The sequence below is a fragment of the Mesorhizobium sp. B2-4-18 genome, assembly GCF_006441385.1.
GTDB lineage: Bacteria > Pseudomonadota > Alphaproteobacteria > Rhizobiales > Rhizobiaceae > Mesorhizobium > Mesorhizobium australicum.
On the sequence record NZ_VFUW01000003.1, the window covers coordinates 92,481 to 117,314 of the forward strand.

Consider the following 24,834-nt stretch of genomic DNA (forward strand, 5'->3'; position numbering starts at 1 on the left):
ATGTGTCGCGCACCCTTTTCAAGGGCTCTCCCAAGCCCCCAAACCCCCACCCTGGAGGTACCATGACGTCGCGTGAACAACATGACCGGATGGCCAATGCGATCCGTTTTCTCTCCATGGACGCCGTCGAGAAGGCGAATTCCGGCCATCCCGGCCTGCCCATGGGCTGCGCCGACATTGCCACGGTGCTGTTCACCCGCTTCCTGAAATACGACCCCAAGGCCCCGCATTGGGCCGACCGTGACCGCTTCATCCTCTCGGCGGGCCATGGTTCGATGCTGCTCTATTCGTTGCTGCACCTGACCGGCTACGAAGACATGACCATCGACCAGATCAAGCACTTCCGCCAGTTGGGCTCGAAAACCGCCGGCCATCCCGAATATGGCCACGCCACCGGCATCGAGACCACGACCGGCCCGCTCGGCCAGGGCCTCGCCAATTCGGTCGGCTTCGCGCTCGGCGAGCGCATCATGAACGCCGCCTTCGGCAACGACCTTGTCGACCACTACACCTATGTGCTGGCCGGCGACGGCTGCCTGATGGAAGGTGTTTCCCAGGAAGCCATCGCCCTTGCCGGTCACCTCAAGCTCAACAAGCTGATTGTCTTCTGGGACAACAACAACATCTCGATCGACGGTCCGGTTTCGCTCGCCGACAACACCGACCAAGTCGCGCGCTTCCAGGCCTCCGGCTGGAACGCCAGCCACATCGACGGCACCGATCCGGAAGCGATCGCCTATGCCATCGAGGCCGCCCGCCATTCCGACAAGCCGACGATGATCGCCTGCAAGACGACCATCGGCTTCGGTGCCCCGACCAAGGCCGGCACCAACAAGGCGCATGGCTCGCCGCTCGGCCCAGACGAGATCGCTGGCGCGCGCAAGTTCTTCAACTGGGACTCGCCGCCCTTCGAGATCCCGGCTGACATTCTCGATGCCTGGCGCACCGCCGGCAAGGCCGGCGTCAAGGCGCGCACGGATTGGGAAGGCCGTCTGGCCAAGGCCGATCCGAAGCTGAAGGCCGAGTTCGAGCGCCGCACCAGTGGCAAGCTGCCGGCGAATTTCGACGCCGTCATCGCCGACTACAAGAAGAAGCTTTCAGCCGACAAGCCGAAGGTCGCGACCCGCAAGTCGTCGGAAATGGCGCTGGAAGTCATCAATGGCGCGGTGCCGGAAACCATCGGCGGCTCGGCCGACCTGACCGGCTCCAACAACACCAAGACCAGCCAGACCAAGAACATCACGCCGGACGATTACGGCCAGCGCTATGTCCATTACGGCATCCGCGAACACGGCATGGCTGCCGCGATCAACGGCCTGACGCTGCATGGCGGTCTTATTGCCTATGGCGGCACCTTCCTGTGCTTCTCCGACTATGCCCGCCCCTCGATGCGGCTTGCCTCGCTGATGGGCATCCGCTCAATCTTCGTCATGACCCATGATTCCATCGGTCTGGGCGAAGACGGGCCGACCCACCAGCCGGTCGAGCACATGGCGGCCCTGCGCGCCATTCCCAACCACAATGTGTTCCGTCCGGCCGACGCGGTGGAAACCGCCGAATGCTGGCAGATCGCGCTCGAATCCGAAAAGACGCCGTCGACCCTGGCGCTGACCCGCCAGAACCTGCCGACGGTGCGCACCGAGTTCACCGAAAAGAACCTGAGCAGCCAGGGGGCCTATGAACTCGCCGCCGCCAGCGGCCAAGCCGCGGTGACGATCTTCGCCACCGGTTCCGAGGTCGAGATCGCGCTTGGCGCACGCGACCTTCTGGAAAAACATGGCCACCCGACCCGTGTCGTCTCTGTGCCTTGCTTCGAACTGTTCGACAAGCAGAGCGACGCCTATCGCAAGAAGACGATCGGCGAGGCACCGATCAAGATGGCGATCGAGGCCGGCATCCGCCAGGGCTGGGATCATCTCATCGGCTCGGACGGCATCTTCATCGGCATGACCGGCTTCGGTGCGAGCGGTACGATCGAACAGCTTTATCCGCATTTCGGCATCACCGCCGAAGCGGCCGCCAAGGCGGCGGAAGCCCGCCTGCACGGCGGATGAGGCCCGGGCATGTCGCCCAAAGTGTGTCGCGGTCTTGGGATAACGACATGCACGAAACAAAATACCCGGCGAGATCGCGTGAAAAGCGGTTTCGCCAGGCTGGCCCAACCTAATCGATTTAGATCCAGCCCGATGCGGCTGGATTCTTTGCCCGTCCGCCGCTATGAAGCTGCGGACCAATCGTCTGCCCTCCAGCTCCCCGGGAGAGAAAAATGACTGTCAGAGTTGCCATCAACGGATTTGGCCGCATCGGCCGCAACATCCTGCGCGCCATCCATGAGTCCGGCCGCAAGGATATCAATGTCGTCGCCGTCAACGATCTCGGTCCGGTCGAGACCAACGCCCACCTGCTGCGCTTTGACAGCGTGCACGGCCGCTTTCCGCATGAAGTGTCGGTCGACGGCGACCAGATCAGCGTCGGCAAGGAGAAGTTCAAGGTCACCGCGATCAAGGATCCGACGCAGCTGCCGTGGAAGGAACTCGGCATCGACATCGCGCTCGAATGCACCGGCATCTTCACCGCCCGCGACAAGGCCGCCGCGCACCTGACCGCCGGCGCCAAGCGCGTGCTGGTCTCGGCGCCCGCCGACGGCGCTGACTTGACCGTCGTCTACGGCATCAACCACGACAAGCTGACCAAGGACCACATCGTCATCTCGAATGCGTCCTGCACCACCAACTGCCTGGCGCCGCTGGCGGCCGTCCTGCATGAGACGGTCGGCATCGAAAAGGGCATGATGACGACGATCCATTCCTACACGGGCGACCAGCCGACGCTGGACACCATGCACAAGGATCTCTACCGCGCCCGCGCCGCCGCCCTGTCGCAGATCCCGACCTCGACCGGCGCCGCCAAGGCGATCGGCCTCGTCCTGCCCGACCTCAAGGGCAAGCTCGACGGCATCTCGATCCGCGTGCCGACGCCCAACGTCTCGGTCGTCGACTTCAAGTTCATCGCCAAGCGCTCGACGACGGTGCAGGAAATCAACGAGGCGGTCATCGCCGCCTCCAACGGCAAGCTGAAGGGCATCCTCGGAGTCACCCATCACCCGAACGTGTCGATCGACTTCAACCACGATCCGCGGTCCTCGATCATGGCGCTCGACCAGACCAAGGTGATGGACGGCAACTTCGTTTCGGTGCTGTCCTGGTACGACAATGAATGGGGCTTTTCCAACCGCATGGGCGACACCGCGGTCGCTTTCGGCAAGACCATCGCCTGATCGAAGATCGATCTCCCGACACTCGAAACCCCCGGCTTCGTCCGGGCGTTTTCATTTGCCGGAGCAGCAACGCGAAAATCGGCGGCGCCGGGCAAAAAACCACCCTCCCGCCTTGCACTGGTCACGCCTTCGCCCCACTCTGCCGTGAAGCCAGGAGGCAGAGGAATTCGAGGGGCAAATCACGGATGGAGCATGCGATCTATCTCGTTACGCTGGTCGGCACGGCGCTTGTTGTCGCCGCGGCGTTTTCGAGCCTGATCGCCTTTCGCTTCGGCGCCCCGCTCCTGCTCCTGTTTCTGTGCATCGGGCTCGCCACCGGAACCGACGGGCTCGGCATTCAGTTTGACAATGCCCGCATCGCTTATTTTGCCGGCTCACTGGCGCTCGCCGTCATCCTGTTCGATTCCGGTTTCGGCACGCCACTCAACGCCCTGCGGCAGGCGGCAGGACCAGCCCTGTCGCTGGCGACCTTCGGCGTCCTTCTCACCACTGGCCTGTTCGGCGCCGCCGCCTACTACCTGCTCGACCTCAGCTGGCTGGAATCCTTCCTGCTCGGCGCAGCCGTCGCCTCGACCGACGCGGCGGCCGTGTTCTTCCTGCTGCGCGCCGGCGAGATCAATCTGCGCGAGCGCGTGCGCTCCACGCTCGAGGTGGAATCGGGCACCAATGATCCGATCGCCATCTTCCTGACCATCACGCTGGTCGAGATCATCGCCGCCCACGCCAACCCCGAAGCCAATGTCCTGGTCACCAATCTCATCCTCGGCCTCATCAACATGGGGCTTGGCGCGATCGTCGGCGTGCTCGGCGGCCTCGCCATCGTGCGCCTTGTCGACCGGCTCAACCTCGACCATGGCCTGCTGCCGATCTTCGTGCTGACGCTGTCCTTGATGGTCTTTGCCGCCGCCGGTGCCATCGGCGGCTCCGGCTTCCTGGCGGTCTATATCGCCGGGCTCATCGCCGGCAATTCCGACATCCGCGCTGTCACCATCCTGAAGCGCTTCCAGGACGGCATGTCGTGGCTGGCGCAGATCATCATGTTCCTCATCCTCGGCCTGTTCGCGACGCCCTCGCAGTTCCCGGCGATCATGGTGCCTGCGATAGCGCTTGGCCTGTTCCTGATGTTCGTCGCCCGTCCTGTCGCGGTCTGGCTCTGCCTGGTCCCGTTCCGCCTGCCGCGTCCCGAAGTCGCCTTCGTCTCCTGGGTCGGCCTGCGCGGCGCCGTGTCCATCCTGCTCGCCATCACACCGCTGCTCGGCGGGCTGGAAAACGGCCGCACCATCTTCAACGCCGCCTTCATCATCGTTCTGGTGTCCCTGGTCATACAGGGCTGGACCGTCGGCCCGCTGGCGCGGCGCCTCGGCCTGATCGTGCCGGCCCGGCTCGGACCGCTGGACAAGGTCGAACTGGAACTGCCCGGCTCCGCGCATCACGAACTCCTTGCCTATCGTGTGGCGCCGGGCAGTCCGGTGGCGCGCGGCGAACGCATCCCGCGCTGGGCGCGGCCCTCGCTGGTGCTGCGTGACGGCCGCTCGATGCGTTTCCAGGACATGGGCCGGCTCGCCGCCGGCGATCAAGTCTACATCTTCGTGCCCGATCGCTATCCCCGCCTGCTCGACAAGCTGTTCGCCAGCCGCGCCGTCGTCGATCCGGAAGATGCCGATTTCTTCGGCGCATTCGCCGTCGATCCGGCGCGATCCGCCGCCGAACTGGAAGCCGCCTATGCGCCCGGTCTCAGCGAGGCCGAGCAGAAACAGACCGTCGGTGCGCTGGTCACGGCGCGGCTCGGCGGCCATGCCGAATATGCCGACCGCGTGCTGCTTGGTCCGATCGAGCTGATTGTGCGCGACGTCGACGACAAGGGCAAAATCACCGGGCTCGGCCTGTCCTTCGAGCCGACCGCGCCGGTGGCGCGCGTGCCTGTCTTCCTGAGCGCCGGCGAGATCGGCGACCGTCTCGCCGCCTTTATCCGCAGCTGGCGCAAGCCGGCTGAGGCGCGGGGGGCAACACAGGCGGATGACGCCCCTGAGCCCCCGGTCGAGAAAGCGTCGGCCGAAAGCTGAGGCGGGCGACCGTTTGCCCGCTGACATAGGCCGGGCGGTCTTCACGGACTATGTCCCCGTCCGCCTCAAAATTTCGCACCCGGCCCCAGCCAAGCCTTGCATCGTCATTGATGCGAGGTATGGTCCCGGCGATTTCAGACGAAAGGGAACCGGCATGGCTGTCTTCAAGACACTGGACGATATCGGCAACATCAGCGGCAAGCGCGTGCTGGTGCGCGTCGACCTCAACGTTCCCGTCGCTGAGGGCAAGGTCACCGACGCCACCCGCATCGAACGCATCGCGCCGACCATCGCCGAATTGTCCGGCAAGGGCGCCAAGGTCATCCTGCTCGCCCATTTCGGTCGGCCCAAGGATGGTCCCTCGCCTGAATTCTCGCTGGAGCCGATCGCCAGGGCGACGGCTGAGGTGCTCGGCCGTCCCGTTGGATTCGCCTCCGACTGCATCGGCGACACGGCAGGCAGCGCTGTCGCCGCAATGGACAAGGGCGACGTGCTGCTCCTGGAAAACACCCGCTTCTACAAGGCCGAAGAGAAAAACGATCCCGCTTTTACCGAACGGCTCGCCGCCAATGGCGACATCTTCGTCAACGATGCCTTTTCCGCCGCCCACCGCGCCCATTCGTCGACTGAAGGGCTGGCGCACCTCTTGCCCTCCTTCGCCGGCCGCACCATGCAGGCCGAACTCGAGGCGCTGGAGAAGGGCCTGGGCAACCCGGTCCGTCCGGTCGTTGCCATCGTCGGCGGCGCCAAGGTCTCGACGAAGATCGACCTGTTGATGAACCTGGTGAAGAAGGTCGATGCTCTCGTCATCGGCGGCGGCATGGCCAACACCTTCCTCGCCGCGCGCGGCACCGACGTCGGCAAGTCGCTGTGCGAGCACGACCTGGCTCCGACCGCCAAGCAGATCATGATCGAAGCGGCGGAGGCCGGCTGCGCCATCATCCTGCCGGTCGACGGCGTCGTGGCCAAGGAATTCAGGGCGGGTGCGGCCTGCGAGACCATCGCCATCTCCGACGTGCCGGCCGATGGCATGATCCTCGATGTCGGCGCCAGGACCGTGACGACGATCGGCGAGTGGATCGACCGCGCCGCGACGCTGGTCTGGAACGGACCGCTCGGCGCCTTCGAGATCGAGCCGTTCGATCACGCCACGGTGGCGGCGGCCAAGCATGCGGCGGCGCGCACAAAGGCGGGCAAGCTGGTTTCGGTTGCCGGCGGCGGCGATACCGTGGCTGCATTGAACCACGCCGGTGTCGCCGACGACTTCACCTATGTCTCGACCGCCGGCGGCGCCTTCCTGGAATGGATGGAAGGCAAGCCATTGCCCGGCGTGGACGTGCTGAAGCGCTGAGGGCACACGGCTCACCGGCAATTCGATCAACTCGAAGGGAGCTGGCGGCAGCGCCGGCCACTTTCGCTCGATTCGAGCTTTCCGGCGTCATTCCTTTGGCGGTAGTGTCCTGCTGGCCGATACCAACCGGTTAGGAGAAGCATGATGAGCGAACGTCTCGAAGACATTGCCGCCGCGATTGTGGCCAACGGCAAGGGCCTGCTGGCCGCCGATGAAAGCTCCGGCACGATCAAGAAGCGCTTCGACGTCATCGGCGTCGAATCTACCCCCGACAGCCGCCGCGACTACCGCGAGATGATGTTCCGCGCCAAGGACGCGATGGCCAAATACATTTCCGGCGTTATCCTCTATGACGAGACCATTCGCCAGAAGGCCGCCGACGGCACGCCGCTGGTCGATATCATCAAGGCGGCGGGCGCCATTCCAGGCATCAAGGTCGATGCCGGCGCCAAGCCGCTGGCCGGCTTTCCCGGCGACACCATTACCGAAGGCCTCGACGGCTTGCGCGAGCGGCTTGCCGACTATTACAAGCTCGGCGCCCGCTTCGCCAAATGGCGCGCGGTGATCGACATCGACACCGGCAAGGGCGTGCCTTCGGTCAATTCGATCAACTCGAACACCCATGCGCTTGCCCGCTATGCCGCACTTTGCCAGGAGGCCGGCATCGTGCCGATCGTCGAGCCCGAAGTGCTGATGGACGGCGCTCACGACATCGACACTTGTTTTGAGATCTCCAAGGCGACGCTGATAAAACTCTATGACGAGCTCCACGCTGCCGGTGTTGTCCTCGAAGGCACGATCCTGAAGCCCAACATGGTGCTTTCCGGCAAGAAGTCGGGCACGGTGGACAGTCCTGAGCAAGTCGCGGAGAAAACGATAAAGCTGTTCCGCGAGACGGTGCCGGCCGCGGTGCCGGGCATTGCCTTCCTCTCCGGCGGTCAGGAGGACGAGGAGGCGACCGCCAACCTCAATGCCATCAACGCCATCGGCCCGCATCCGTGGAAGCTGACCTTCTCCTATGGCCGCGCGCTGCAGGCCGCCCCGCAGAAGGCATGGAGCGGCAAGGACTCGAACATCGCCGCCGGCCAGGCCGCCTTCACCCACCGCGCTCACATGAACCACCTGGCGGCACTTGGGAAATGGAAGGCGAGCCTGGAACGGGCTGCCTGAAGCCCCTGCTATCCCTCCCTTCGAACCCGGGCCGAAATGCCCGGGTTTTTTGTTTTGGCGCACCGGCCTTGGGTCAAGGCATTCGAATTCTTATTTTCTCTGGGCATTCCTGACAGCGGCGATGTCGGGGCGAGCCCATCCCGTACGTCCTTGGGGTGCAGACAGGGAGAAGTTCATGCATCGCAACAAGGTCGTTTCGCGCGAAGAATGGTTCGAGGCTCATAAGGCACATCTGGCCCGCGAGAAGGAACTGACGCGGCTTCGCGAGCGCGTCGCGGCCGAGCGGCGCGAACTGCCCTGGCTGAAAATCCGCAAGGACTACGTCTTCGAAACCGAACGGGGGCCAAAGAAACTTGCCGATCTGTTTGGCGCCAACAGCCAGCTGATCGTCTACCATTTCATGTTCGGGCCGGGCTGCGTCAATCGTTGCGAAGGCTGCTCCTTTCTTGCCGATCATATCGACGGTGCCAACCAGCACCTCATGCACCACGACGTATCGCTGGTCGTGATCTCGCGCGCGCCGCTGGACGAGCTTGTAGCCTACAGGCAGCGCATGGGCTGGAAGTTCGACTGGGTGTCGTCCTATGCGTCGGATTTCAACTTCGATATGCAGGTTTCCTTCACCGACAGGCAGATCGCGGCCGGCGACACCACCTACAATTTCGAGACCCGACCCCGGACATCGAAGGAGCTTCCGGGCGCCAGCGTTTTCTACAGGGACGAGAACGGCGACATTTTCCTGACCTTCGTTTCGCGTGCCCGCGGCGGCGAACAACTGATCGGCGCCTACCACTATCTGGACCTGACGCCGAAGGGCCGCGATGAGACCGGCCTCCACCGCAATCTGATGGATTGGGTGCGGCTGCATGACGAATATGCAGGCGAGCCGCAAGCGGAGCGCGATTGCCACGATGGCTGACCCAGCAAAAGTGCGGAGCGGTTTTGCCTTCGGGAATTGCGTAAAACAAAGGGGTAGAGCGTTCGAGGCGATCCTGTTTTCGCCGGAAAAGCTCGTTCACCTCTCTCGCGACATGCGTTAAATGCTGGCCGCAAACCAGTTCAATGGACCAGCGATGCGACGCTTTCCGACCTTCCTCACCTGGCTCGCCTACCCGATCTATGTCTGGCAGGGCTTGGCTGTCCGCCGCCGCACCTCGCGCATGCTGCCGGCGCGGGGACCGGTCATGCACGAGATTTCAGGCCAAGCTCCGGCGATCTCGCTGTTGGTGCTGGGCGATTCCTCCGCCGCCTCGGTCGGCATCGGCAATTCCGAAAACGGACTTGCCGCGCAGCTTGCTGTCATGATTGCGCAGCGCACCGGCAGCGCTGTGCGCTGGCGTGCCGCCGGCTTCAATTCGGCGACATCTGGTCAGATCCGCGACCATGTCCTGCCCAATCTGTCGGCTGATCCGTGGACGCATATCGTGCTCGCCATCGGCACCAACGACACCAAGAATTTTCATTCCGTGCCGCGCTTCAAGAAGGAGTTCGGCGGCCTCCTCTACGCGCTGCGCGCCAAATGGCCGGAGGCGCGCGTGGTATGGTCGCCGGTGCTGGAGTTCACGCGTGCGCCGGCCATGCCGTCGCTGCTCGGCAAGATCCTCGAGATCCGGGCCACCGCGATGAACCGGATGGGCGAACGGCTTTGCCTGGAGCGCGGCGCGGTGCCGGCACCGCGCCTGCCGATCACCAACCCCGAGGCCGGTTTTGCTTCCGACGGGTTTCATGCCTCGGAGGCCGGCTACCGGGCTTGGGCGGAACATCTCGTCGGCCCAGTGCTTGCCGGCTGAAGAGCGACCGCAGCTGTCGCCAGGCCCTATGTCAAGTGCCCGAGCACGGCCGCCAGCGAGATCGCCGCCATGGCGAGCAATGCCAATTTCCAGAAGTCGCCGCGGCGCCTGAGCCCCGGCCAGCCGAGCGGCTTGATGAGCTGGATGACCATGAACCCGACGATGACAAGGGCGAGGAGTTTCGTCATGCTGCCTTTGACCAGCAACGCTTGCGCCTGTCAAAGCGGTTCGTTCGGCCTTCGGGAAAGAAAAGGCGCCGCGAACCCGAAGCGGAACGCGATGCACGCCTTGACCGCGCAGCAATCTACTTCAGCGGCTTGAGGCCAGCCTCGATCGACGCGCGTTTTGCTTCCAGGAACGGCGGCAGGGCAAGGCTTTCGCCCAGCGTCTCCAGCGGCTCGTCGGCGGTGAACCCTGGCCCGTCGGTGGCAATCTCGAACAGGATGCCGTTCGGCTCACGGAAATAGAGCGAGCGGAAGTAGTAGCGCTCGACCTCGCCGCTTGACGGCAGCCGGAATTCGGCCAGGCGCGCCGTCCACTGATGCAGCGTCTCCTCGTCTGGCGCCCTGAAGGCGACATGGTGAACCGCACCGGCGCCTTGCCTTGCAGGTGCCAGCCCGGGCTGCACGGCCACATGAAGCTCCGCCGCCGGCCCGCCCGCGCCCATTTCGAAGACGTGGACCTGGCCCTCGCCGTCGGGCGAAGCATAGTCGCGGACCTTGCGCATGTTCATCGCCCCGGTCAGCACCGCCTCGGTGTTGGCGATGTCGGGAACACTGATAACGATCGGCCCAAGTCCGCGGATCTGATGCTCGGCCGGCACCGGGCTTTGCGCCCAGGGATGGCTGCCGCCCTTGCCGCCATCGCTGACGAGCCGCAGGCGCTGGCCTTCGGGGTCCTCGAAATCCAGTGACTTGTAGCCGCCGATATCGGCAATCTCTCCTGTCACGATGCCCTCGCTGGCAAGGTGCTGCTTCCACCAGCCAAGGCTCTCCTGGCTGCCGACCCTGAGGCTGGTCCGCGCGATGCTGTGTGTGCCGCGCCGTTCGCGGCCGATCGGCCAGTCGAAGAAGGTGAGGTCGGTACCCGGCGTTGCCTCGCCGTCGGCGTAAAAGAGATGGTAGGCCGAGGTATCGTCCTGGTTCACTGTCTTCTTGACCAGCCGCAGCCCCAGCACCTTCGTGTAGAAGTGAAGATTGCCGGGCGCATTGGCGGTGATGGCGGTCAGGTGGTGAATTCCTGTCAGTTGCAAGCTCATGGTGGTCTCCCTGTTTTTGGGAAGAATTTTCTCCTTTCATATCAGAACTCCGGTCACTTCGCTGAAGGCCGCCTATCCCGACAGTTCGTCGCCAAGCTATGAACAATGCTGCCTCGATTAACCCTTCCTTAGTGAACAATCCGCGCTCGCGCGACCCGTCACGACAAGAACGGAACAGTCGCCACACGACCTGCCATCCTCCTGACAGACTGCTGTCAGGAGGGGTGTGCGATAGTGTCTCCGGTTAGAGAGAGGAGATTGGTCATGAACGGTTTTACCATTCTGCGCGGCATGCAGCATTATGTCGGCAAGATCCGCACGATGCGCAACGAGATCCGGACCCAGCGGTTCATGAACGCGCTGCCCGCAGACATTCGCAAGGATATCGGCTGGCCGGACATGTATGCCGAGCGTCGACATCACGGCAATTGAGACGAAAATTTTCAACGCAGCGGTTGGATGCTCACGCGTCAGCACCCAGATATCAAGTCCGGCGCGCGAGGGATGGAGCGAGCTCATGTCCGATCAGAAGACAATCGGCTTTCTGTTCATCGAAGGTTTTGCCGACTGGGAATATGGGCTGCTGGCGGCCTCGGCGGTCGAATGGTTCGGCGCTCGCGCTGTGTCGCTGACGCCCGACGGCAAGCCGGTGACCGGAATCAGCGGTTTTAAGCTGACGCCAGACCGCTCGGCCAGCATCAATGAGAATACCGATCTCGATGCCGTGGCGGTCATCGGTTCCGACCACTGGGCGGACAAGGCGCCGCCGGATGCTGCCGAACTGCTGATGGCTGTCGCATCGCGCGGCGGTATCGTTGGTGGCATCTGTGCGGGAACGCTGGCGCTGGCCCGAGCCGGCATGTTCGAGAACGCGAGGCATACCAGCAATGGCCGTGACTGGATTAGCCGTCACGAGTCCGGCTATGCCGGCGACGGCAATTATCAGGATGTGCCACATGCCGTGGCCGACGGCAAAATCGTGTCCGCGCCAGGTTCGGCGCCCGGCACTTTCGCCCTTGCCTTCCTGCAGACGCTCTACCCGGAAAAAGGCAGCGAACTCGCGCGGATGCGGACGCTGTTCGCCAAGGAGTATGCTGAAGCCTCCTGACAGCATGCTGTCAGGAGGTGCGTGCGATGGTGAGACAATGCGCATGGCCGGCCGAGGACGATCGATGAAAAACTGGAACGACAGGCTGAACGCGCCTGGCATCAACGGCGTGAAGCCCACGCCGCGCACGGCCCTTGCCATCGAGCATGGCGCCGAAGTGACATGCCCGGTCACCATGGGCTATCATCCGCGTACGGTCGCCGCGATGCGAAGACGCCGACAACGAGGAAACTGTCCTTCGGCGCGGAATTCGTCGCCGCGCAGCGCAAGCGCGAAGGGCTGAAGCCGTAATGCATGTCATGTGGAAGTGGATCCGGTCAGGGAGCCACGGCATGCATGGGAAAAACACTGGGGAAGCAAACGATGCGCCGCGCCGACAGGCTCTTTCAAATCGTGCAGCATCTGCGTGGTGGCCGCCTTGTCACCGCCCAGAAGCTCGGCACATGGCTCGAGGTTTCCGAGCGAACCATTTACCGCGACATAGCCGACCTGCAGTCGACCGGAGTGCCGATCGACGGCGAGGCTGGCGTTGGCTATATGATGAGGGAGGGTTTCGACCTTCCGCCGCTGATGTTCACGCGTGACGAGATCGTGGCGCTAGTAGCCGGCGCCCGCATGGTGCGCGCCTTTGGCGGCGCCGCCATGGCGCGGGCCGCCGACGAGGCACTGGTCAAGATCGGTGCCGTGCTGCCCGATGCCGAGAAAGACCGCATCGCCCGCACCGAGATCCACACGCCGATGTGGGTGGTCAGCGATGCCGCCCGCGAGGCGATCGACCTGATCGAGCGCGCGGTCGAAAAGCGCCAAGTGCTGACCATCGACTACTCGGACGAAGCCGGCCGCGGCACCGCGCGCGATATCAGGCCGCTCGGCCTGTGGTTCTGGGGCAAGGTGTGGACGCTGGTCGCCTGGTGCGAGATGCGCGATGATTTCCGCGCCTTCCGCATCGACCGCATTGCCTCCGTGGTCATCGCCGGCCGGATCTTCAAGCCGGAGCGCGGCAAGCAGCTTGCCGATTTCTACCGGGCGGTGGAGCGCAGCGAGGACTACGGCATGGCGCCCGACCGCGCGGCGCGAAGCTAAGACTTGCCGAGCCGCACAAAATAGCCCGCTCGAAGCGGGCTATTTTGTTGCGTTGGCGAAAAGTCTATTCCTCGTCGTCCGTATCGGTGTCCTTCGACTTCAGCGCCGACAGCTTGGCGAAGACGGCGTTTGCATCGAGCTCCGCGTCCTCATCCTTCGGCTTCTCCGGTGCAGGCACCAACCGCTCGGTCAATGCCGCCGGCAGCAGCGTGTCGCCGACCGGCTGAGCCTGTTCGCGGCCGCGCGAGGCGCGGTTGACTTCCATGTCGAGGTCGATCTGCGAGGCGAGACCCAGCGTCACCGGGTCCATCGGCTGCAGATTGGCCGAATTCCAGTGCTTGCGTTCGCGGATCTGCTCGATCGTTGACTTGGTGGTGCCGACGAGGCGCGAAATCTGCGCGTCCTTCAGCTCGGGATGGTTGCGCACCAGCCACAGGATGGCGTTCGGCCGGTCCTGGCGCTTCGACAGCGGCGTATAGCGCGGGCCCTTGCGCTTGGATTCGGGCACCCGCACCTTGGGATCGGAAAGCTTCAGGCGCTGGTTCGGGTCCTTCTCGGCGCGCGCGATCTCGTCGCGGGTCAGCTGGCCGGTCATGATCGGATCCATGCCCTTGATGCCTTGCGCTGATTCTCCGTCGGCGATCGCCTTGACCTCGAGCGGATGCAGCCCGCAGAACTGCGCGATCTGCTCAAAGGAAAGCGCGGTGTTGTCGACCAGCCAGACGGCGGTCGCCTTGGGCATCAGCAGCGTATTGGCCATGTGCAAATCCTTCTCGTTCGCCCGCGTTCCCGCGCGGGCGGTGGTTTAGAGCCACCAAAATGGGAAATTCGCGGCCTGTATAACCGTTCCAGACTGCTTTCGCAACGTTTTTGGAAGAGCTGGGAACGACGTGGCCAACCGAGGCACGCGGTGACGGCTAACGTTTGCCACGGCGGTCCAAACCCTGCCGCCGCATTTGCCGCGGATCGCCATGGCATATCACGCCGAAGCCGAGATGAATCCACCCCCCCCAAAAGACAAAACCCGCCGGACAGGGTCCAGCGGGTTTGGAACCGGCGACGACAAGCGTCTGCGGCGGCTCTGCATTGCGACCGTGCCTTGCGGCGGGTCGCGCTTGCAATCAGATCGCCTGACGGGCGATCCGCTCGATGTCGCCGCGGTTGATGCCGAGGTCGCTGAGCTGACGGGCGTTGAGGCGGTTCAGTTCGCGAACGGTCTCGTTGTACATGCGCCAGTTACGGAAAGCACGGATCGGGTTCATGGTAGTCCTCCTGAATTGGGTTCGTTTCGATGATGCTCAAATAGTGATCATCGGGCGGGACTTGAACAGCCGATTTTGCATAGCAATGATGCAAATGCTGCATTGCACCATTAAGCTTCTGTTCATCTTGTAGGCAGGGGCGAAGGACGCTGGCCAGACCGTGTCGAGATCCGGTCGGGCCGAGCCGAAAATGCTGGCGTCCTAGCCGACGTCGAGCACGATCTTGCCGATATGCTCGCCCTCCTCCATCCGCTCATGCGCACGCCAGGCGTCGGTGAGCGGGTAGATCATGTCCATCACCGGTGCCACCTTGCGCGTGCCCAGCAGAGGCCACACCTGTGCCTCCAGCGCCGCCGCGATCGCCGCCTTGAATTCGACTGTGCGCGGCCTGAGCGTCGAGCCCGTATGGGTCAGCCGCTTGACCATGACCTTGGAAAAATCGGCACTGGCGACAGCGCCTGCCTGAACCGCGATCTGCACGATCCGGCCCTCGACAGCGGCGGCCTCGTAGTTTCGCTGGACATAGTCGCCGCCGACCATGTCGAGGATGACGTTGGCGCCTCGGCCTTCGGTCACCTCCTTGACCGCGGTGACGAAATCCTGCTCGCGGTAATTGATCGCACGGTCGGCTCCGATCTTCAGGCAGGCGTCGCATTTCTCCTGGGATCCGGCGGTGGTGATCACATAAGCGCCGAAGGCCGAGGCGAGCTGGATCGCCGTGGTGCCGATGCCGGACGAGCCGCCATGGACGAGCAGTGTCTCACCCTTCTTCAGGCCGCCGCGTTCGAACACATTGTGCCAGACGGTGAAATAGTTTTCCGGCACCGCCGCCGCTTCCGTGTGGGTGAAGCCCGCCGGCAGTGGCAGAACGCTGCCTGCATGAACCCTGACATATTCGGCATAGCCGCCGCCGGGCGTGAGCGCGCAGACCCTGTCCCCGATGCGCCAGCGCGATATCTGGTCGCCAAGAGCGGCCACTTCTCCCGACACCTCGAGGCCCGGCAGGTCCGATGCACCGGGCGGAGGCGGGTAGGCCCCCTTGCGCTGCTGCACGTCCGGCCGGTTGACGCCGGCGGCATGCACCTTGATCAGGATTTCGCCGGGGCCGGGCTGCGGTACGTCGCGCGTTTCCGGTTTCAGCACCCTTGGGCCACCCGGCTCCGAGATAGCGATCGCCGTCATCCGTGCCGGAATTTTCTGTCCGCTCGCCATGAAGTTTTCCGTCTTTCCTCGCCGCACTCTTACCGGCTGTTTGCATCGACGCCCTTGCCCTATGTATGCTCATTGCCAAATCAGGCAAATGGCCAATCTGGTCTGGCGGAGGAGGAGCAGCCATGGCGATCTTCGACGACGAACCCAAGAAGAAGGCACGTCCGCACGAGATCGGGCAAGACCTGTCGCTGCTTTCCGTCGGTGAACTGTCAGAGCGCATCGGTATCCTGCGCGACGAGATCGCCCGGCTGGAGGCCGAACTCAAGGCCAAGGACACCACCAAATCGGCTGCCGAGGCGCTGTTCCGCCGCGGATAAATCGCTGGGGCAATCGCCCGCCGCCGAAAAGCCCGAATGCGACTGTCTTCAAACCCGCGTCCCCGCCCAGTCCCCCAGTCGGATCAAAAAATGCTCGCAGCCTACAGACCGATCCTTTCCCTGCTTCGCGGCACCGCCTTTCTTCTGGCGGCATCGGGATTGCACGGGCTGCTGCTGCCCTTGCGCGGCCAGGTGGAAGGGTTCTCGACCGCTTCGCTCGGCCTGATGGGCACGGCTTGGGCCGGCGGCTTCGTCACCGGCTGTTTCTTTGCGCCGCGCATCGTGCGCCGCGCCGGACATGTGCGCGCCTTCGGCGCCTTTGCCGCGTCCGGCGCCATCGTGGCACTGCTGACGGGCCTCGTCATAGATGAATATGTCTGGATCCTGCTGCGTGCCTTCACCGGTTTTACCATGGCCGGCGCCTTCATGGTCATCGAGAGCTGGCTCAACGAAAAGGCCACCAACGAGAACCGCGGCACCGTCTTCGGCCTTTACATGATGGTCACCTATGCCTCGATCATGGGCGGCCAGATGATCGTCGCCGGCGGCGACGTGAAATCGGCGTCGTTGTTCATGATCACCGGCATCCTGTTTTGCCTGTCACTGATCCCGACCGCCGTGTCGACCGCCTCGCATCCCAAGCCGCTGCAGGACGTCAAGCTCGACGTCAAGGGACTCTACGCCAACTCGCCGGTGTCGGCGATCGCTTGCCTTTTGATCGGCATCGCCAATGGCGCCTGGGGCACGCTCGGCGCCGTCTACGGCGCCCGCATCGGGATCTCCACGGCCGAAATCGCCTTGATGATGAGCCTGGTGGTCGTCGCCGGTGCCGCCATGCAACTTCCGGCCGGGCGCCTCTCCGACAAGACCGACCGGCGTTTCGTGCTGGCCGGTGCCGCCTTCGGCGCGGCGCTGTTTGCGCTGCTCATCTTCCTGTTCGAGCCGCGCTCGGCGGTCTTCGTCCTCGTCTTCACCGCCGCCTACGGCGCTTTCGCCTACACGCTCTATTCGATCGCCGTGGCGCATGCCAACGACCACGCCCGGTCGGAAGATTTCGTCAAGGTGTCGGGCGGGCTGCTGCTGCTCTATGGCTTCGGCACCATGATCGGCCCCTTGCTGGCGGCAGCGCTGATGGGCTGGATGCGCCCGGAGGGCCTGTTCCTGGCGACAGCCTTCGCGCATCTGTCGCTGGCCGGCTACACGCTGCTGCGCATCAGCCGCCGCGCGCCGGTGCCGATCGGAGATCGCGATGCCTTCAAGACGCAGCCGGCCGACCGTTCGGTGACCCCCGAAGCATTGCGGCTCGATCCGAGAAGAAAAGCAGAAGCAAACAGTTGAGATTTGAAAAACTTTGCCTCACAAATGAGGCATGATGTTTTCCGACGCCTTCATGGCGATCGCCGATCCCAATCGGCGCCATCTTCTGGAAGAACTTCGACGCGGTCCGAAGACCGTCAACGAATTGGCGGCCGGGCTGCCAGTCTCCCGCCCGGCGGTATCACAGCATCTGAAAGTGTTGCTCGACGCCGGACTGGTCAATGCCAAGGCTGAAGGGACGCGGCGTGTCTATACGGTGAGCAATGCCGGCTTCCTCAGACTCAACATCTGGCTCGATCAATTCTGGGAAGCCTGATCCTCTTCGGTCAGCAGCCACAACGATCAGGTTTCCATCCGCAAAAACTTGCCGAGAAGATCGAGCAACACCCCGGTCCCATGCTCGCGTGTGCCGGACGTGTCATGGCCATCGAGGAAAGCGCCCTGCTCGGTCAGCACCAGGCGCGTGCCCTCGTCTTCGGCAAAAAGTTCGATCGTGGCTAGCGACACCGAGATTCTGATATCGCCGAACAGCATGTCGTAGCTGTAGACGATGCGCTGGTCGGGCACGATATCCCAGTAGGTGGCAGTGTAGACATGGATCGGCCCATCCTTTGGCCCACCAGCGTTGATCTCCTTGCCGCCGACGCGAAAGTCCAGTTCGTATCGGCCGGGCATCGGGTTGCCCGGATCGGTGAACCAGTGCCGCTTGGCGTCCGGATTGCTGAGCGCGAAAAAGACCTTCGATGGCGCCGCGGGATAGAGGCGCTCGATAACGAAGGTGGAGTGGACGACGGAACGTTCGGTCACGGTTGGGTCCTCGTTGGTCAGCTTGATGGATTCTGCGGAATGAAGGCGCCACCGCGATAGCTGGCGCCGAAATAGACCTCGACGCTGCGCAACTGGTCGCCGCGAAACGAATGCAGCTCGGTGTTGCGAAAGGTCTTTCCTTCAAGCGTCTCGCAGCTGTATCGGACGAACACGTCATTGCCGTCTTCGCAAATCCGCTCGATCGTCATCGACCGGAACAGCTTGCCATTCGGCCAGCAGCGCTCGAAATAGGTCGTGCGATCGATGGCGTCGTCATAGGGGCTGGTGAAGGTGAAATCGTCGGCAAGGGTCGCCTCCATGACGGCGCGGTCGCCGGCCTGAAAGGCCGCGAAATAGCCGCGGACCAGATCGGATTTTCTCTTTGACATGGCATGCTCCTCTTCAGTTCTCCGCAAGAAAATCGCCGAGCCGATCCAGCCGGCGTTCCCATGAGAGGCGCCGCTCATTGATCCAGTGTTCGGCCGCGCGCAGCGCCTTCGGCTCGATCTGACAGGTGCGCACCCGTCCGACCTTTTGCGTGCGCACGAGGCCGCTCGCCTCCAGGAGATTGAGGTGCTGGACGACCGCCGATAGCGACATCGCCAGCGGCTCGGCCAACTGGCTCACCGACGCCGGGCCGCGTGATAGCCGGTCGACCATCTGCCGCCGCGCCGGATCGGCGAGCGCCTGGAACATCAGGTCGAGTTGGGCGGGATCGTGCAGCATCGCGATCAGCCGTTGTTGTAGGGAAAGAACTTGAAGTAAGGCTGCGCCTCCTCGATCACCCTGGTGAAGGCGGCGCGCTGCAGCAGGCGGTCGTGATAGCGCTTCACGGCGGGATAGCTGTCGCCGAACGGCTCGACCTTGTTGGCATAGAAGAGCGCCGGAGACGCCGCGCAATCGGCCATGGTGAAGATATCGCCCACAGCCCATTCCCTCGACAGCATCTCCCGTTCGATGATGGCGTAGGAATTGCGCAGCTGGCTCCGCGCCTGCTCGACACCGAATGGATCGGTCTTGTCCTGCGGCCGCAACCTGTCGCCGACGATCTTCTGCATCGGCTCCTGCACATAGAAATCATAGAAGCGGTCGGCCTGGCGGACCGCCAGCGCCAGGTCGATGCCTTCGGGAACGAGGTCAATCGGTCCCGGATAGTGCGCGGCCAGATATTCCACGACGATGGTCGATTCCAGCACCGTCCGGTCACGCGCGTCGTCGCGCAGCGCCGGCATCTTGCCGGTCGGCGAAACCTTCAGAAAGGCCGCGCGCGATTGCTCATCGCCTAGGTCGACGATGACGGGCGCAAAAGGCGTGGCGTTCTCGTAGAGCGCGATCAGCGGCTTCCAGCAAAAGGAGGCCAGCGGATGGAAATGCAGCGTCAGGGACATTCTTGTGCTCATCTGTTCTGTGGAAACACTGAAGCATTTACTTAACTATTGCGGCAGGCCTCGCTCGTCAAGGCTCGCCCACGAAGTCTCAGCTGGATCGACATGCTCGACAATGGCGGCTTCTATATCAGGCCAGTCATCCGGATGCAGTTCGTGACCGCCGCCTTCGACACGAAGGAGTTTCGCGCCGGCAACTGCTTGGGCCAAGGCCTCGCCATGCTCGACCGGAAATATCGGATCCGACGTGCCGTGGATGACCAGAAGCGGCACTGCCAGTTCGTGCAGGCGACCCTTCCATTGGTCATTGCCCTTGAGCATGAAATGATTGGTGGCACTGAGCAAGCCGCCGGACCTGGTATAATCCCGCTCGATGAACGCCCTCATCCCGGCCTCGTCGAACGGATGCGCGGTGCTGGCGATCGCGCGTGCATCGCTGACCATGAAGTCGATGACCTGGCGGCGGTCCGCCCAGTCGACTTTGGCCCCATCGGCCGAATGCTCCATATAGGCGTCGGTCGTTTGCGGCAGATGCGACGTGTCGGTCCCCACGGGCGAACTGCTGATCACGGTCAGCGAAGCGACGCGCGAAGGGTGCCGGAGCGCGACGAGCTGCGCGATCATGCCGCCCATCGACATGCCCGCGACATGCGCCTTGCCGATGCCGTAACTGTCGAGAACGGCTATCGCGTCGTCAGCCATGTCGTCGAAAGTGTAGGGCGGCTGTCCCACCAGATATTTGGTCGACCGGCCGGTATCGCGATTGTCGTAGCGGATCACGTAAAGGCCGGCGTCCGCGAGCTTCCGGCAAAACGCCTCCGGCCACCACAGCATCGAGGCCATCGCGCCCATGATCAGCAGCAGCGTCGGATCCGCCGGATCGCCAAACGCTTCCGATATGATCTCGGGACGGTCTTTGCTCGTCATTTCATGGCCTCCTCATCTGCTTGCATTTTGCAATCGGTTGCACGATAGTAAAACCGATACGATAATGCAACCGGTTTTGCGGAGAAAATGGAATGACCCTCGATCGCCGGTCCGGCTGCCCGATCAACCTTTCACTCGAGGTGTTCGGCGACCGCTGGAGCCTGATCATCCTGCGCGACATGATTTTCGGCGGCAGGCGCCATTTTCGCGAGCTGCTCAACGGCTCGATGGAGGGTATCGCCTCCAACATCCTCGCCGACCGTTTGAAGCGGCTGATGGAGCTCGGCATGCTGACCAAGGCGGACGACCCCAGTCATAAGCAGAAGGCGATCTACAGCCTGACCGAGATGGCCATCACGCTGGTGCCCATCCTGGCCCATCTCGGCGCCTGGGGCCGCGTCTGGCTGCCGACAAGCGAGGAACTCTCGATCCGCGCCGAACTCCTGGAAAAGGGCGGACCTCCAATGTGGAAGAAATTCATGGACGAATTGCGCCATGAGCATCTCGGCACCCCCCTCGACACAGCGCCCGGCTCCTCTGTCCGCGCGATGCTGCAGGCCGCCTATGAAGCGGTGGTTGCTGAAAAGGCCCGCAACGCCAGCCCGGCCGTCTGACCAACTATTTTCCCCGTTGAAAGGCCGGCTCTGCTACAAAGGACGGAAATCACACTTCACGGGATTGGATACGCTCTTGGTTGAGAACTCTAGGGACACTGCCCGCGCGCGTGCCGATCTGCGCTTCAAGAAGCAGGAAGAGGCGGCGACGGTCCGGCAGAAAGCCATGGCCGAATACGTCGCCGAGAGCGATGCCCGCAAGGCCAAGACCGACAAGCTGCGGGCGCTGCGGCTGGCCAAGGAAGCCGAAGATCTAGCCAACGCGCCTGCCGCACCTGCCAAGAAGCCGGCCCGCGCCAAGAAAAAATAGCCCCGTCTCTCCGCCAATGCCTCGTCCTGGATCGAGCGGTCGTAACGCATCCGACAGGCACGCCTTCGTCCCGCTGCTTCGCGGGAAGCAATTTCAACCGAAAGCGGGATTGCCTGGTCCGGCTGGCCGGCGATGATTGGGCTGTTCAACAGGAGATTGCCATGACCGCGCTGTCGCTCGAAAAGGCCGTAGAGATCATCAATGCCGCCTTCGCCAGGGGCGCCGATCTCAAGCTCAAGCCGCTCGGCGTCTCGGTGCTCGACGCCGGCGGGCACCTGGTCGCCTTCCAGCGCCAGGACGGCGCCTCGTTCCTGCGCCCGCAAATGTCGGCCGGCAAGGCTTATGGCGCGCTGGCGATCGGCATGGGCTCGCGCAGGGTCGAGGCCTTCGCCAAGGAGCGCCCGCATCTGGTTGCCGGCATTTCCGACGTGTCGGGTGGACGCGTGCTGCCGGTCGTCGGCGGTGTGCTGATCCGCGACAAGGCAGGCAGTGTCATCGGCGCTGTCGGCATTTCCGGCGACACGTCTGACAATGACGAGGCGGCCGCGATTGCCGGCATCGAAGCCGCCGGCTTCGCCGCCGATCCGGGCTGAGGTTCCGGTCTAATTCAAATTGATGTCGCGGCTGGCCGACCGCATCGACACCGCGAACCCGGCCAGCACGTCGAACAGCGCGATGATCAGCAGCGTGAAGAAGATGGAGTGCGCGGCACCCTTCACCAGCAGAAACTCGACCAGGAAAGCAACGAAGACAAGCGTCGACAACAGATGGTCCATGATCGAGGCGGTGGTCGTGCGCGCCGACTTCACCATCTCAAGGAACAGAAAAATCAGCCCGATCAGCACGACCAGGTCGCCGAGCGTCATCGAGAACACCCCGCCCGACATCATGCGGAACGAGAACATCTCGCTCGCCCACGGATCGTCGCCGCCGCCGAATATACCGAGCAGGCCGAGATTGTAGAGCACGAAAGGCACGATCAAAAGCGGGACGGCACCGAACATCTGGCGTCTCCATATGGGGGCACCTTCTGTAGAATGCTCCACAGGCACGGCGTCAAGATTTTTCGTGCGCGGCCGCAAACACGGTCGAATACCGGATGCAACAACCATGTCAGCCGGTTGCCCGGCCGACGTGAAAGACGAGACAAAAAGCTCAGCGCTTGAAGTAGCCGGCGCGCACGGCAAGGCCAAAACGCAAAAAGACCGGCCAGAAGCCGGTCTTTTGTAACTCGGTTGCTTGGGAAAAGCTGGTCTCAACTTTCCTTGGGCGTCAGCACCTGGCGACCGCGATACATGCCGGTCTTCAGGTCGATGTGGTGCGGGCGGCGCATTTCGCCGGAGTTCTTGTCCTCGACATAGGTCGGGGCCTTGAGGGCGTCGGCCGAGCGGCGCATGCCGCGCTTGGACGGAGAGGTTTTGCGTTTCGGAACGGCCATGGATATGCTCCACTACATGGTCAAAAGCCCCGCCCGCCCTCGTGAAAGGGCCATGTCGGGGCCTAAATCTGAGAAAGTCGGGTGCCTATACACGCCTGACACCGTTTTGGCCAGCACTGTGGTGAATCTTTTTTATACCGGCTAGTCCAGGCAACCGACATAGGCGCCGGAGCGGCCGGCGCGCCGCTCGATCAGATTGGCGAGCCTTCTCAAGCCCGGCCCTGGTTTTGCCGGATTGCGGGCGATCGGATTGGGCAGCGTGACGGCGAGAAGGGCCGCCTGCCGTCTGGACAGCTGCTTTGCCGAAATGCCGAAATGGTGCCGCGCCGCCGCCTCGATGCCGTAGATGCCGGGCCCCCACTCGGCGATGTTGAGATAGATCTCCATAATGCGCCGCTTCGACATCACCGCGTCGAAATAGACGGCCAGCGGCAGTTCGACGACCTTGCGCACCGAGCCCAGCGGCCGCGACCACAGGAAGAGGTTCTTCACCGTCTGCATGGTGATGGTCGAGGCACCACGCGTCGCCTCGCCGGCCAGCGCATCATCGACGACCCCCCTGAGCTCGCCAAGATCGACGCCGCGATGAAAGCAGAACTGCCCGTCCTCCGACATGATGACCGAATGGGCGAGCACAGGCGCGACATCATCGATCGACACCCAGCGCCGGTCGTAGCCGGAGAATGTCGCGAGATCCTTCAGCATCAGCGTCGACACTGGATGCACGAAGGACGGCAGGTAGAGAAAGGTCAGCACCACCGGGATGAGCGCCAGCACGGCGGCCACGACGATGCCGCGCCGGACCCAGCGCCTGAGACTGCGGCGGCTCACGCCTCGCAATCTCGTCGCCATGTCCAGCTTTTCGGTCTCATGATCGACGATCGGTTCCGCCAAGCCGCCCAACCCATTCCAGAGAACTCGCTTTGAAACTCGCTCCTGGGAGTCATGTGAGGGTGTTTTCGAGAACCGGAGCGGAGCGTACATTCGAGTACGTGAACACCGGAAGCGCGGAAAACGCCTTCAGATGACCGCAGGAGATGAGTTTCCAAACGGGCTCTTACCGCCCCGGCATAATGGCGCTTGCCTTCTTGCGCAACGTCTGAGTGTCGGCTACCGGTCCTGGCCATGACGAATGACGACGAAATGGCGTTCGAAATGGCGCTCATCAGGCGCGCGGCCGCCGTCGAGGTGATGCTGCGTCGCTTGCTCGACGACCGCCCGCTTTCGGGTGAGATCGCTCGGCCCGATCGTCTGATGGCGGCGATGCGCCATGGCGTGTTGAACGGCGGCAAGCGCCTGCGCCCCTTCCTGGTCATGGAAAGTGCCGCCCTTTTTTCCGCCGATGGCGAAGCGGCGTTGCGCGTCGCGGCGGCGCTCGAATGCGTGCATTGCTATTCGCTGATCCACGATGACCTGCCGGCGATGGACGACGATGACCTCCGCCGCGGCCAGCCGACCGTGCACAAGGCCTTTGACGAAGCCACCGCCATCTTGGCGGGCGACGCCTTGCTGACTCTGGCCTTCGACATTATCGCCGGCGAAGCGACGGCGCTCCCGGCCGAACGGCGCGCATCCCTGGTGCTGGCGCTCGCCCGCGCCGCAGGAGCCGGTGGCATGGTCGGCGGCCAGAAGCTAGACCTCGAAGCCGAGCAAGTGCGACCGGACGAGGCCGGCATCATAACACTGCAGGCGATGAAGACCGGCGCGCTGATCCGCTTCGCCTGCGAGGCGGGTGCGATCCTGGCCGGCGCACAGTCGGATGACCTGGAAAGGCTTGCCGAGTTCGGTTCGGCGATCGGCCTGGCCTTCCAGCTCGCCGACGACCTGCTGGATCTGACGGCCGACGCCGAGCAGATGGGCAAGGCGACCGGCAAGGATGCCGCCGCGGGCAAGGGTACGCTGGTGGCCTTGCACGGCGCGGATTGGGCACGCAAGCAGCTCGACGGCCTCGTCGGCCAGGCGCACGCGCTGCTCGAACCCTATGGCGAAAAGGCTGCCCTGCTGAAAGCCGCAGCGATCTTCGTCGCAACCCGTAACAGCTGACGGCAGGCTCATATCGTTGAGCAGTGCACCTGCGGTTGTGCCAACGAAATCTTAATGTAAATGAAGCGTAATCCCAATCCTTAGAATGATGCGTATGTGTTG

The 24,834-nt window shown here is 63.4% G+C and carries 30 protein-coding genes and 1 pseudogene; 18 read left to right on the forward strand and 13 right to left on the reverse strand.

Translation table 11 applies throughout. The annotated features are described in order from the left end of the window. Positions 1-62: 62 nt before the first annotated feature. The 7 genes from tkt to FJ527_RS07545 all read left to right on the forward strand — a co-directional run bounded on the left by tkt (position 63) and on the right by FJ527_RS07545 (position 9,651). On the forward strand, positions 63-2,054 hold the full coding sequence (gene tkt / locus FJ527_RS07515; protein WP_140822472.1) for a transketolase: 1,992 nt from the start codon (positions 63-65) through the stop codon (positions 2,052-2,054). 212 nt (positions 2,055-2,266) lie between these two features. After that, the gene (gene gap, locus FJ527_RS07520; RefSeq protein WP_140822474.1) at positions 2,267-3,277 is read left to right on the forward strand and encodes a type I glyceraldehyde-3-phosphate dehydrogenase; all 1,011 of its coding nucleotides are present in this window, start codon (positions 2,267-2,269) and stop codon (positions 3,275-3,277) included. A 185-nt stretch (positions 3,278-3,462) separates the two neighbouring features. Further along, positions 3,463-5,340, forward strand: coding sequence for a potassium/proton antiporter (locus tag FJ527_RS07525; RefSeq protein WP_140822476.1), 1,878 nt, complete (start codon positions 3,463-3,465; stop codon positions 5,338-5,340). 154 nt (positions 5,341-5,494) lie between these two features. After that, the gene (locus tag FJ527_RS07530) at positions 5,495-6,691 is read left to right on the forward strand and encodes a phosphoglycerate kinase (protein ID WP_140822478.1); all 1,197 of its coding nucleotides are present in this window, start codon (positions 5,495-5,497) and stop codon (positions 6,689-6,691) included. 144 nt (positions 6,692-6,835) lie between these two features. Further along, positions 6,836-7,861 carry a class I fructose-bisphosphate aldolase gene (locus FJ527_RS07535; protein WP_140822480.1) on the forward strand — a complete coding sequence of 342 codons (1,026 nt, stop codon included), beginning with the start codon at positions 6,836-6,838 and terminating at the stop codon, positions 7,859-7,861. Between the two features lie 175 nt (positions 7,862-8,036). Continuing rightward, complete coding sequence (locus tag FJ527_RS07540) at positions 8,037-8,780, forward strand: thioredoxin family protein (protein WP_140822482.1); 744 nt, start codon at positions 8,037-8,039, stop codon at positions 8,778-8,780. Between the two features lie 154 nt (positions 8,781-8,934). After that, positions 8,935-9,651: an SGNH/GDSL hydrolase family protein gene (locus FJ527_RS07545; protein WP_140822484.1), complete on the forward strand. Its 717-nt coding sequence runs from the start codon at positions 8,935-8,937 to the stop codon at positions 9,649-9,651. 26 nt (positions 9,652-9,677) lie between these two features. Here FJ527_RS07545 and FJ527_RS07550 read toward each other — a convergent pair whose 3' ends face one another. Together FJ527_RS07550 and FJ527_RS07555 are read right to left on the reverse strand one after the other, a co-directional pair. Next, the gene (locus tag FJ527_RS07550) at positions 9,678-9,839 is read right to left on the reverse strand and encodes a hypothetical protein (protein ID WP_015315363.1); all 162 of its coding nucleotides are present in this window, start codon (positions 9,837-9,839) and stop codon (positions 9,678-9,680) included. 116 nt (positions 9,840-9,955) lie between these two features. After that, positions 9,956-10,909 (reverse strand): ring-cleaving dioxygenase, encoded by a 954-nt coding sequence (locus FJ527_RS07555; RefSeq protein WP_140822486.1) that lies wholly within the window; start codon positions 10,907-10,909, stop codon positions 9,956-9,958. Between the two features lie 264 nt (positions 10,910-11,173). On the opposite strand from FJ527_RS07555, the gene FJ527_RS07560 reads away from it, so the two are divergent. From FJ527_RS07560 to FJ527_RS07575, 4 genes and pseudogenes are all read left to right on the forward strand, one after another. After that, a complete protein-coding gene (locus tag FJ527_RS07560; RefSeq protein ID WP_015315361.1) occupies positions 11,174-11,341 on the forward strand; it encodes a hypothetical protein in 168 nt (55 codons plus the stop codon). An 85-nt stretch (positions 11,342-11,426) separates the two neighbouring features. Continuing rightward, entirely contained in the window at positions 11,427-12,017 is a 591-nt protein-coding gene (locus tag FJ527_RS07565; RefSeq protein WP_140822488.1) for a DJ-1/PfpI family protein, read from the forward strand. Positions 12,018-12,081: 64 nt separating this feature from the next. After that, positions 12,082-12,308: pseudogene (locus tag FJ527_RS29900) on the forward strand (hypothetical protein). 72 nt (positions 12,309-12,380) lie between these two features. Continuing rightward, positions 12,381-13,100: a YafY family protein gene (locus tag FJ527_RS07575; RefSeq protein ID WP_013529238.1), complete on the forward strand. Its 720-nt coding sequence runs from the start codon at positions 12,381-12,383 to the stop codon at positions 13,098-13,100. A gap of 64 nt (positions 13,101-13,164) precedes the next feature. Here the strand turns inward: FJ527_RS07575 and FJ527_RS07580 are convergent, their stop codons facing one another. The 3 genes from FJ527_RS07580 to FJ527_RS07590 form a co-directional block, all read right to left on the reverse strand. Further along, positions 13,165-13,860 (reverse strand): DUF1013 domain-containing protein, encoded by a 696-nt coding sequence (locus FJ527_RS07580; protein ID WP_015315358.1) that lies wholly within the window; start codon positions 13,858-13,860, stop codon positions 13,165-13,167. 361 nt (positions 13,861-14,221) lie between these two features. Continuing rightward, positions 14,222-14,362: a DUF1127 domain-containing protein gene (locus FJ527_RS07585; protein WP_013892619.1), complete on the reverse strand. Its 141-nt coding sequence runs from the start codon at positions 14,360-14,362 to the stop codon at positions 14,222-14,224. A 201-nt stretch (positions 14,363-14,563) separates the two neighbouring features. Next, entirely contained in the window at positions 14,564-15,574 is a 1,011-nt protein-coding gene (locus FJ527_RS07590; protein ID WP_140662729.1) for an NAD(P)H-quinone oxidoreductase, read from the reverse strand. 122 nt (positions 15,575-15,696) lie between these two features. Between FJ527_RS07590 and FJ527_RS07595 the strand changes: the two genes are divergently transcribed. The 3 genes from FJ527_RS07595 (at position 15,697) to FJ527_RS07605 (ending at position 17,524) form a co-directional block, all read left to right on the forward strand. After that, positions 15,697-15,891, forward strand: coding sequence for a DUF1192 domain-containing protein (locus FJ527_RS07595; protein ID WP_140822490.1), 195 nt, complete (start codon positions 15,697-15,699; stop codon positions 15,889-15,891). 90 nt (positions 15,892-15,981) lie between these two features. After that, on the forward strand, positions 15,982-17,229 hold the full coding sequence (locus FJ527_RS07600) for an MFS transporter (RefSeq protein WP_140822493.1): 1,248 nt from the start codon (positions 15,982-15,984) through the stop codon (positions 17,227-17,229). A 31-nt stretch (positions 17,230-17,260) separates the two neighbouring features. Then, a complete protein-coding gene (locus FJ527_RS07605; RefSeq protein WP_010911936.1) occupies positions 17,261-17,524 on the forward strand; it encodes a metalloregulator ArsR/SmtB family transcription factor in 264 nt (87 codons plus the stop codon). Positions 17,525-17,550: 26 nt separating this feature from the next. Here the strand turns inward: FJ527_RS07605 and FJ527_RS07610 are convergent, their stop codons facing one another. Genes FJ527_RS07610 through FJ527_RS07630 form a run of 5 tightly spaced genes read right to left on the reverse strand, consistent with a single transcriptional unit; the run spans position 17,551 to position 20,327 of the window. Beyond that, positions 17,551-18,015 (reverse strand): SRPBCC family protein, encoded by a 465-nt coding sequence (locus FJ527_RS07610; protein WP_140822495.1) that lies wholly within the window; start codon positions 18,013-18,015, stop codon positions 17,551-17,553. A gap of 17 nt (positions 18,016-18,032) precedes the next feature. Beyond that, entirely contained in the window at positions 18,033-18,404 is a 372-nt protein-coding gene (locus FJ527_RS07615; protein WP_140712677.1) for a nuclear transport factor 2 family protein, read from the reverse strand. Positions 18,405-18,417: 13 nt separating this feature from the next. After that, on the reverse strand, positions 18,418-18,741 hold the full coding sequence (locus FJ527_RS07620; RefSeq protein WP_015315351.1) for a metalloregulator ArsR/SmtB family transcription factor: 324 nt from the start codon (positions 18,739-18,741) through the stop codon (positions 18,418-18,420). 5 nt (positions 18,742-18,746) lie between these two features. Continuing rightward, on the reverse strand, positions 18,747-19,403 hold the full coding sequence (locus FJ527_RS07625; protein ID WP_140822497.1) for a glutathione S-transferase family protein: 657 nt from the start codon (positions 19,401-19,403) through the stop codon (positions 18,747-18,749). A 45-nt stretch (positions 19,404-19,448) separates the two neighbouring features. Next, positions 19,449-20,327: an alpha/beta hydrolase gene (locus FJ527_RS07630; protein ID WP_140822499.1), complete on the reverse strand. Its 879-nt coding sequence runs from the start codon at positions 20,325-20,327 to the stop codon at positions 19,449-19,451. A gap of 92 nt (positions 20,328-20,419) precedes the next feature. Between FJ527_RS07630 and FJ527_RS07635 the strand changes: the two genes are divergently transcribed. From FJ527_RS07635 to FJ527_RS07645, 3 genes are all read left to right on the forward strand, one after another. Then, positions 20,420-20,941, forward strand: a complete 522-nt coding sequence (locus FJ527_RS07635; RefSeq protein ID WP_140822501.1) for a helix-turn-helix domain-containing protein — start codon at positions 20,420-20,422, stop codon at positions 20,939-20,941. Between the two features lie 76 nt (positions 20,942-21,017). After that, positions 21,018-21,251 (forward strand): hypothetical protein, encoded by a 234-nt coding sequence (locus FJ527_RS07640; protein ID WP_023773965.1) that lies wholly within the window; start codon positions 21,018-21,020, stop codon positions 21,249-21,251. A gap of 161 nt (positions 21,252-21,412) precedes the next feature. Next, the gene (locus tag FJ527_RS07645; RefSeq protein WP_015315346.1) at positions 21,413-21,844 is read left to right on the forward strand and encodes a heme-binding protein; all 432 of its coding nucleotides are present in this window, start codon (positions 21,413-21,415) and stop codon (positions 21,842-21,844) included. 9 nt (positions 21,845-21,853) lie between these two features. On the opposite strand, the gene FJ527_RS07650 is transcribed toward FJ527_RS07645, so the two are convergent. The 3 genes from FJ527_RS07650 to FJ527_RS07660 form a co-directional block, all read right to left on the reverse strand. Then, positions 21,854-22,255, reverse strand: a complete 402-nt coding sequence (locus tag FJ527_RS07650; RefSeq protein WP_140822503.1) for a hypothetical protein — start codon at positions 22,253-22,255, stop codon at positions 21,854-21,856. A gap of 251 nt (positions 22,256-22,506) precedes the next feature. Then, a complete protein-coding gene (rpmF, locus tag FJ527_RS07655) occupies positions 22,507-22,689 on the reverse strand; it encodes a 50S ribosomal protein L32 (RefSeq protein WP_008834724.1) in 183 nt (60 codons plus the stop codon). 141 nt (positions 22,690-22,830) lie between these two features. After that, positions 22,831-23,592 (reverse strand): transglycosylase domain-containing protein, encoded by a 762-nt coding sequence (locus tag FJ527_RS07660; protein ID WP_140822505.1) that lies wholly within the window; start codon positions 23,590-23,592, stop codon positions 22,831-22,833. Positions 23,593-23,814: 222 nt separating this feature from the next. On the opposite strand from FJ527_RS07660, the gene FJ527_RS07665 reads away from it, so the two are divergent. Further along, complete coding sequence (locus FJ527_RS07665) at positions 23,815-24,732, forward strand: polyprenyl synthetase family protein (protein ID WP_140822508.1); 918 nt, start codon at positions 23,815-23,817, stop codon at positions 24,730-24,732. Positions 24,733-24,834 lie beyond the last annotated feature (102 nt).

Excerpts from the sequence above, each read along its gene's own strand:
- tkt (WP_140822472.1), top strand. The coding sequence starts at position 63 with ATGACGTCGCGTGAACAACATGACCGGATGGCCAATGCGATCCGTTTT.
- gap (WP_140822474.1), top strand. The coding sequence starts at position 2,267 with ATGACTGTCAGAGTTGCCATCAACGGATTTGGCCGCATCGGCCGCAAC.
- FJ527_RS07525 (WP_140822476.1), top strand. The coding sequence starts at position 3,463 with ATGGAGCATGCGATCTATCTCGTTACGCTGGTCGGCACGGCGCTTGTT.
- FJ527_RS07530 (WP_140822478.1), top strand. The coding sequence starts at position 5,495 with ATGGCTGTCTTCAAGACACTGGACGATATCGGCAACATCAGCGGCAAG.
- FJ527_RS07535 (WP_140822480.1), top strand. The coding sequence starts at position 6,836 with ATGAGCGAACGTCTCGAAGACATTGCCGCCGCGATTGTGGCCAACGGC.
- FJ527_RS07540 (WP_140822482.1), top strand. The coding sequence starts at position 8,037 with ATGCATCGCAACAAGGTCGTTTCGCGCGAAGAATGGTTCGAGGCTCAT.
- FJ527_RS07545 (WP_140822484.1), top strand. The coding sequence starts at position 8,935 with ATGCGACGCTTTCCGACCTTCCTCACCTGGCTCGCCTACCCGATCTAT.
- FJ527_RS07550 (WP_015315363.1), bottom strand. The coding sequence starts at position 9,839 with ATGACGAAACTCCTCGCCCTTGTCATCGTCGGGTTCATGGTCATCCAG.
- FJ527_RS07555 (WP_140822486.1), bottom strand. The coding sequence starts at position 10,909 with ATGAGCTTGCAACTGACAGGAATTCACCACCTGACCGCCATCACCGCC.
- FJ527_RS07560 (WP_015315361.1), top strand. The coding sequence starts at position 11,174 with ATGAACGGTTTTACCATTCTGCGCGGCATGCAGCATTATGTCGGCAAG.
- FJ527_RS07565 (WP_140822488.1), top strand. The coding sequence starts at position 11,427 with ATGTCCGATCAGAAGACAATCGGCTTTCTGTTCATCGAAGGTTTTGCC.
- FJ527_RS07575 (WP_013529238.1), top strand. The coding sequence starts at position 12,381 with ATGCGCCGCGCCGACAGGCTCTTTCAAATCGTGCAGCATCTGCGTGGT.
- FJ527_RS07580 (WP_015315358.1), bottom strand. The coding sequence starts at position 13,860 with ATGGCCAATACGCTGCTGATGCCCAAGGCGACCGCCGTCTGGCTGGTC.
- FJ527_RS07585 (WP_013892619.1), bottom strand. The coding sequence starts at position 14,362 with ATGAACCCGATCCGTGCTTTCCGTAACTGGCGCATGTACAACGAGACC.
- FJ527_RS07590 (WP_140662729.1), bottom strand. The coding sequence starts at position 15,574 with ATGGCGAGCGGACAGAAAATTCCGGCACGGATGACGGCGATCGCTATC.
- FJ527_RS07595 (WP_140822490.1), top strand. The coding sequence starts at position 15,697 with ATGGCGATCTTCGACGACGAACCCAAGAAGAAGGCACGTCCGCACGAG.
- FJ527_RS07600 (WP_140822493.1), top strand. The coding sequence starts at position 15,982 with ATGCTCGCAGCCTACAGACCGATCCTTTCCCTGCTTCGCGGCACCGCC.
- FJ527_RS07605 (WP_010911936.1), top strand. The coding sequence starts at position 17,261 with ATGATGTTTTCCGACGCCTTCATGGCGATCGCCGATCCCAATCGGCGC.
- FJ527_RS07615 (WP_140712677.1), bottom strand. The coding sequence starts at position 18,404 with ATGTCAAAGAGAAAATCCGATCTGGTCCGCGGCTATTTCGCGGCCTTT.
- FJ527_RS07620 (WP_015315351.1), bottom strand. The coding sequence starts at position 18,741 with ATGCTGCACGATCCCGCCCAACTCGACCTGATGTTCCAGGCGCTCGCC.
- FJ527_RS07625 (WP_140822497.1), bottom strand. The coding sequence starts at position 19,403 with ATGTCCCTGACGCTGCATTTCCATCCGCTGGCCTCCTTTTGCTGGAAG.
- FJ527_RS07630 (WP_140822499.1), bottom strand. The coding sequence starts at position 20,327 with ATGACGAGCAAAGACCGTCCCGAGATCATATCGGAAGCGTTTGGCGAT.
- FJ527_RS07635 (WP_140822501.1), top strand. The coding sequence starts at position 20,420 with ATGACCCTCGATCGCCGGTCCGGCTGCCCGATCAACCTTTCACTCGAG.
- FJ527_RS07645 (WP_015315346.1), top strand. The coding sequence starts at position 21,413 with ATGACCGCGCTGTCGCTCGAAAAGGCCGTAGAGATCATCAATGCCGCC.
- FJ527_RS07650 (WP_140822503.1), bottom strand. The coding sequence starts at position 22,255 with ATGTTCGGTGCCGTCCCGCTTTTGATCGTGCCTTTCGTGCTCTACAAT.
- rpmF (WP_008834724.1), bottom strand. The coding sequence starts at position 22,689 with ATGGCCGTTCCGAAACGCAAAACCTCTCCGTCCAAGCGCGGCATGCGC.
- FJ527_RS07665 (WP_140822508.1), top strand. The coding sequence starts at position 23,815 with ATGACGAATGACGACGAAATGGCGTTCGAAATGGCGCTCATCAGGCGC.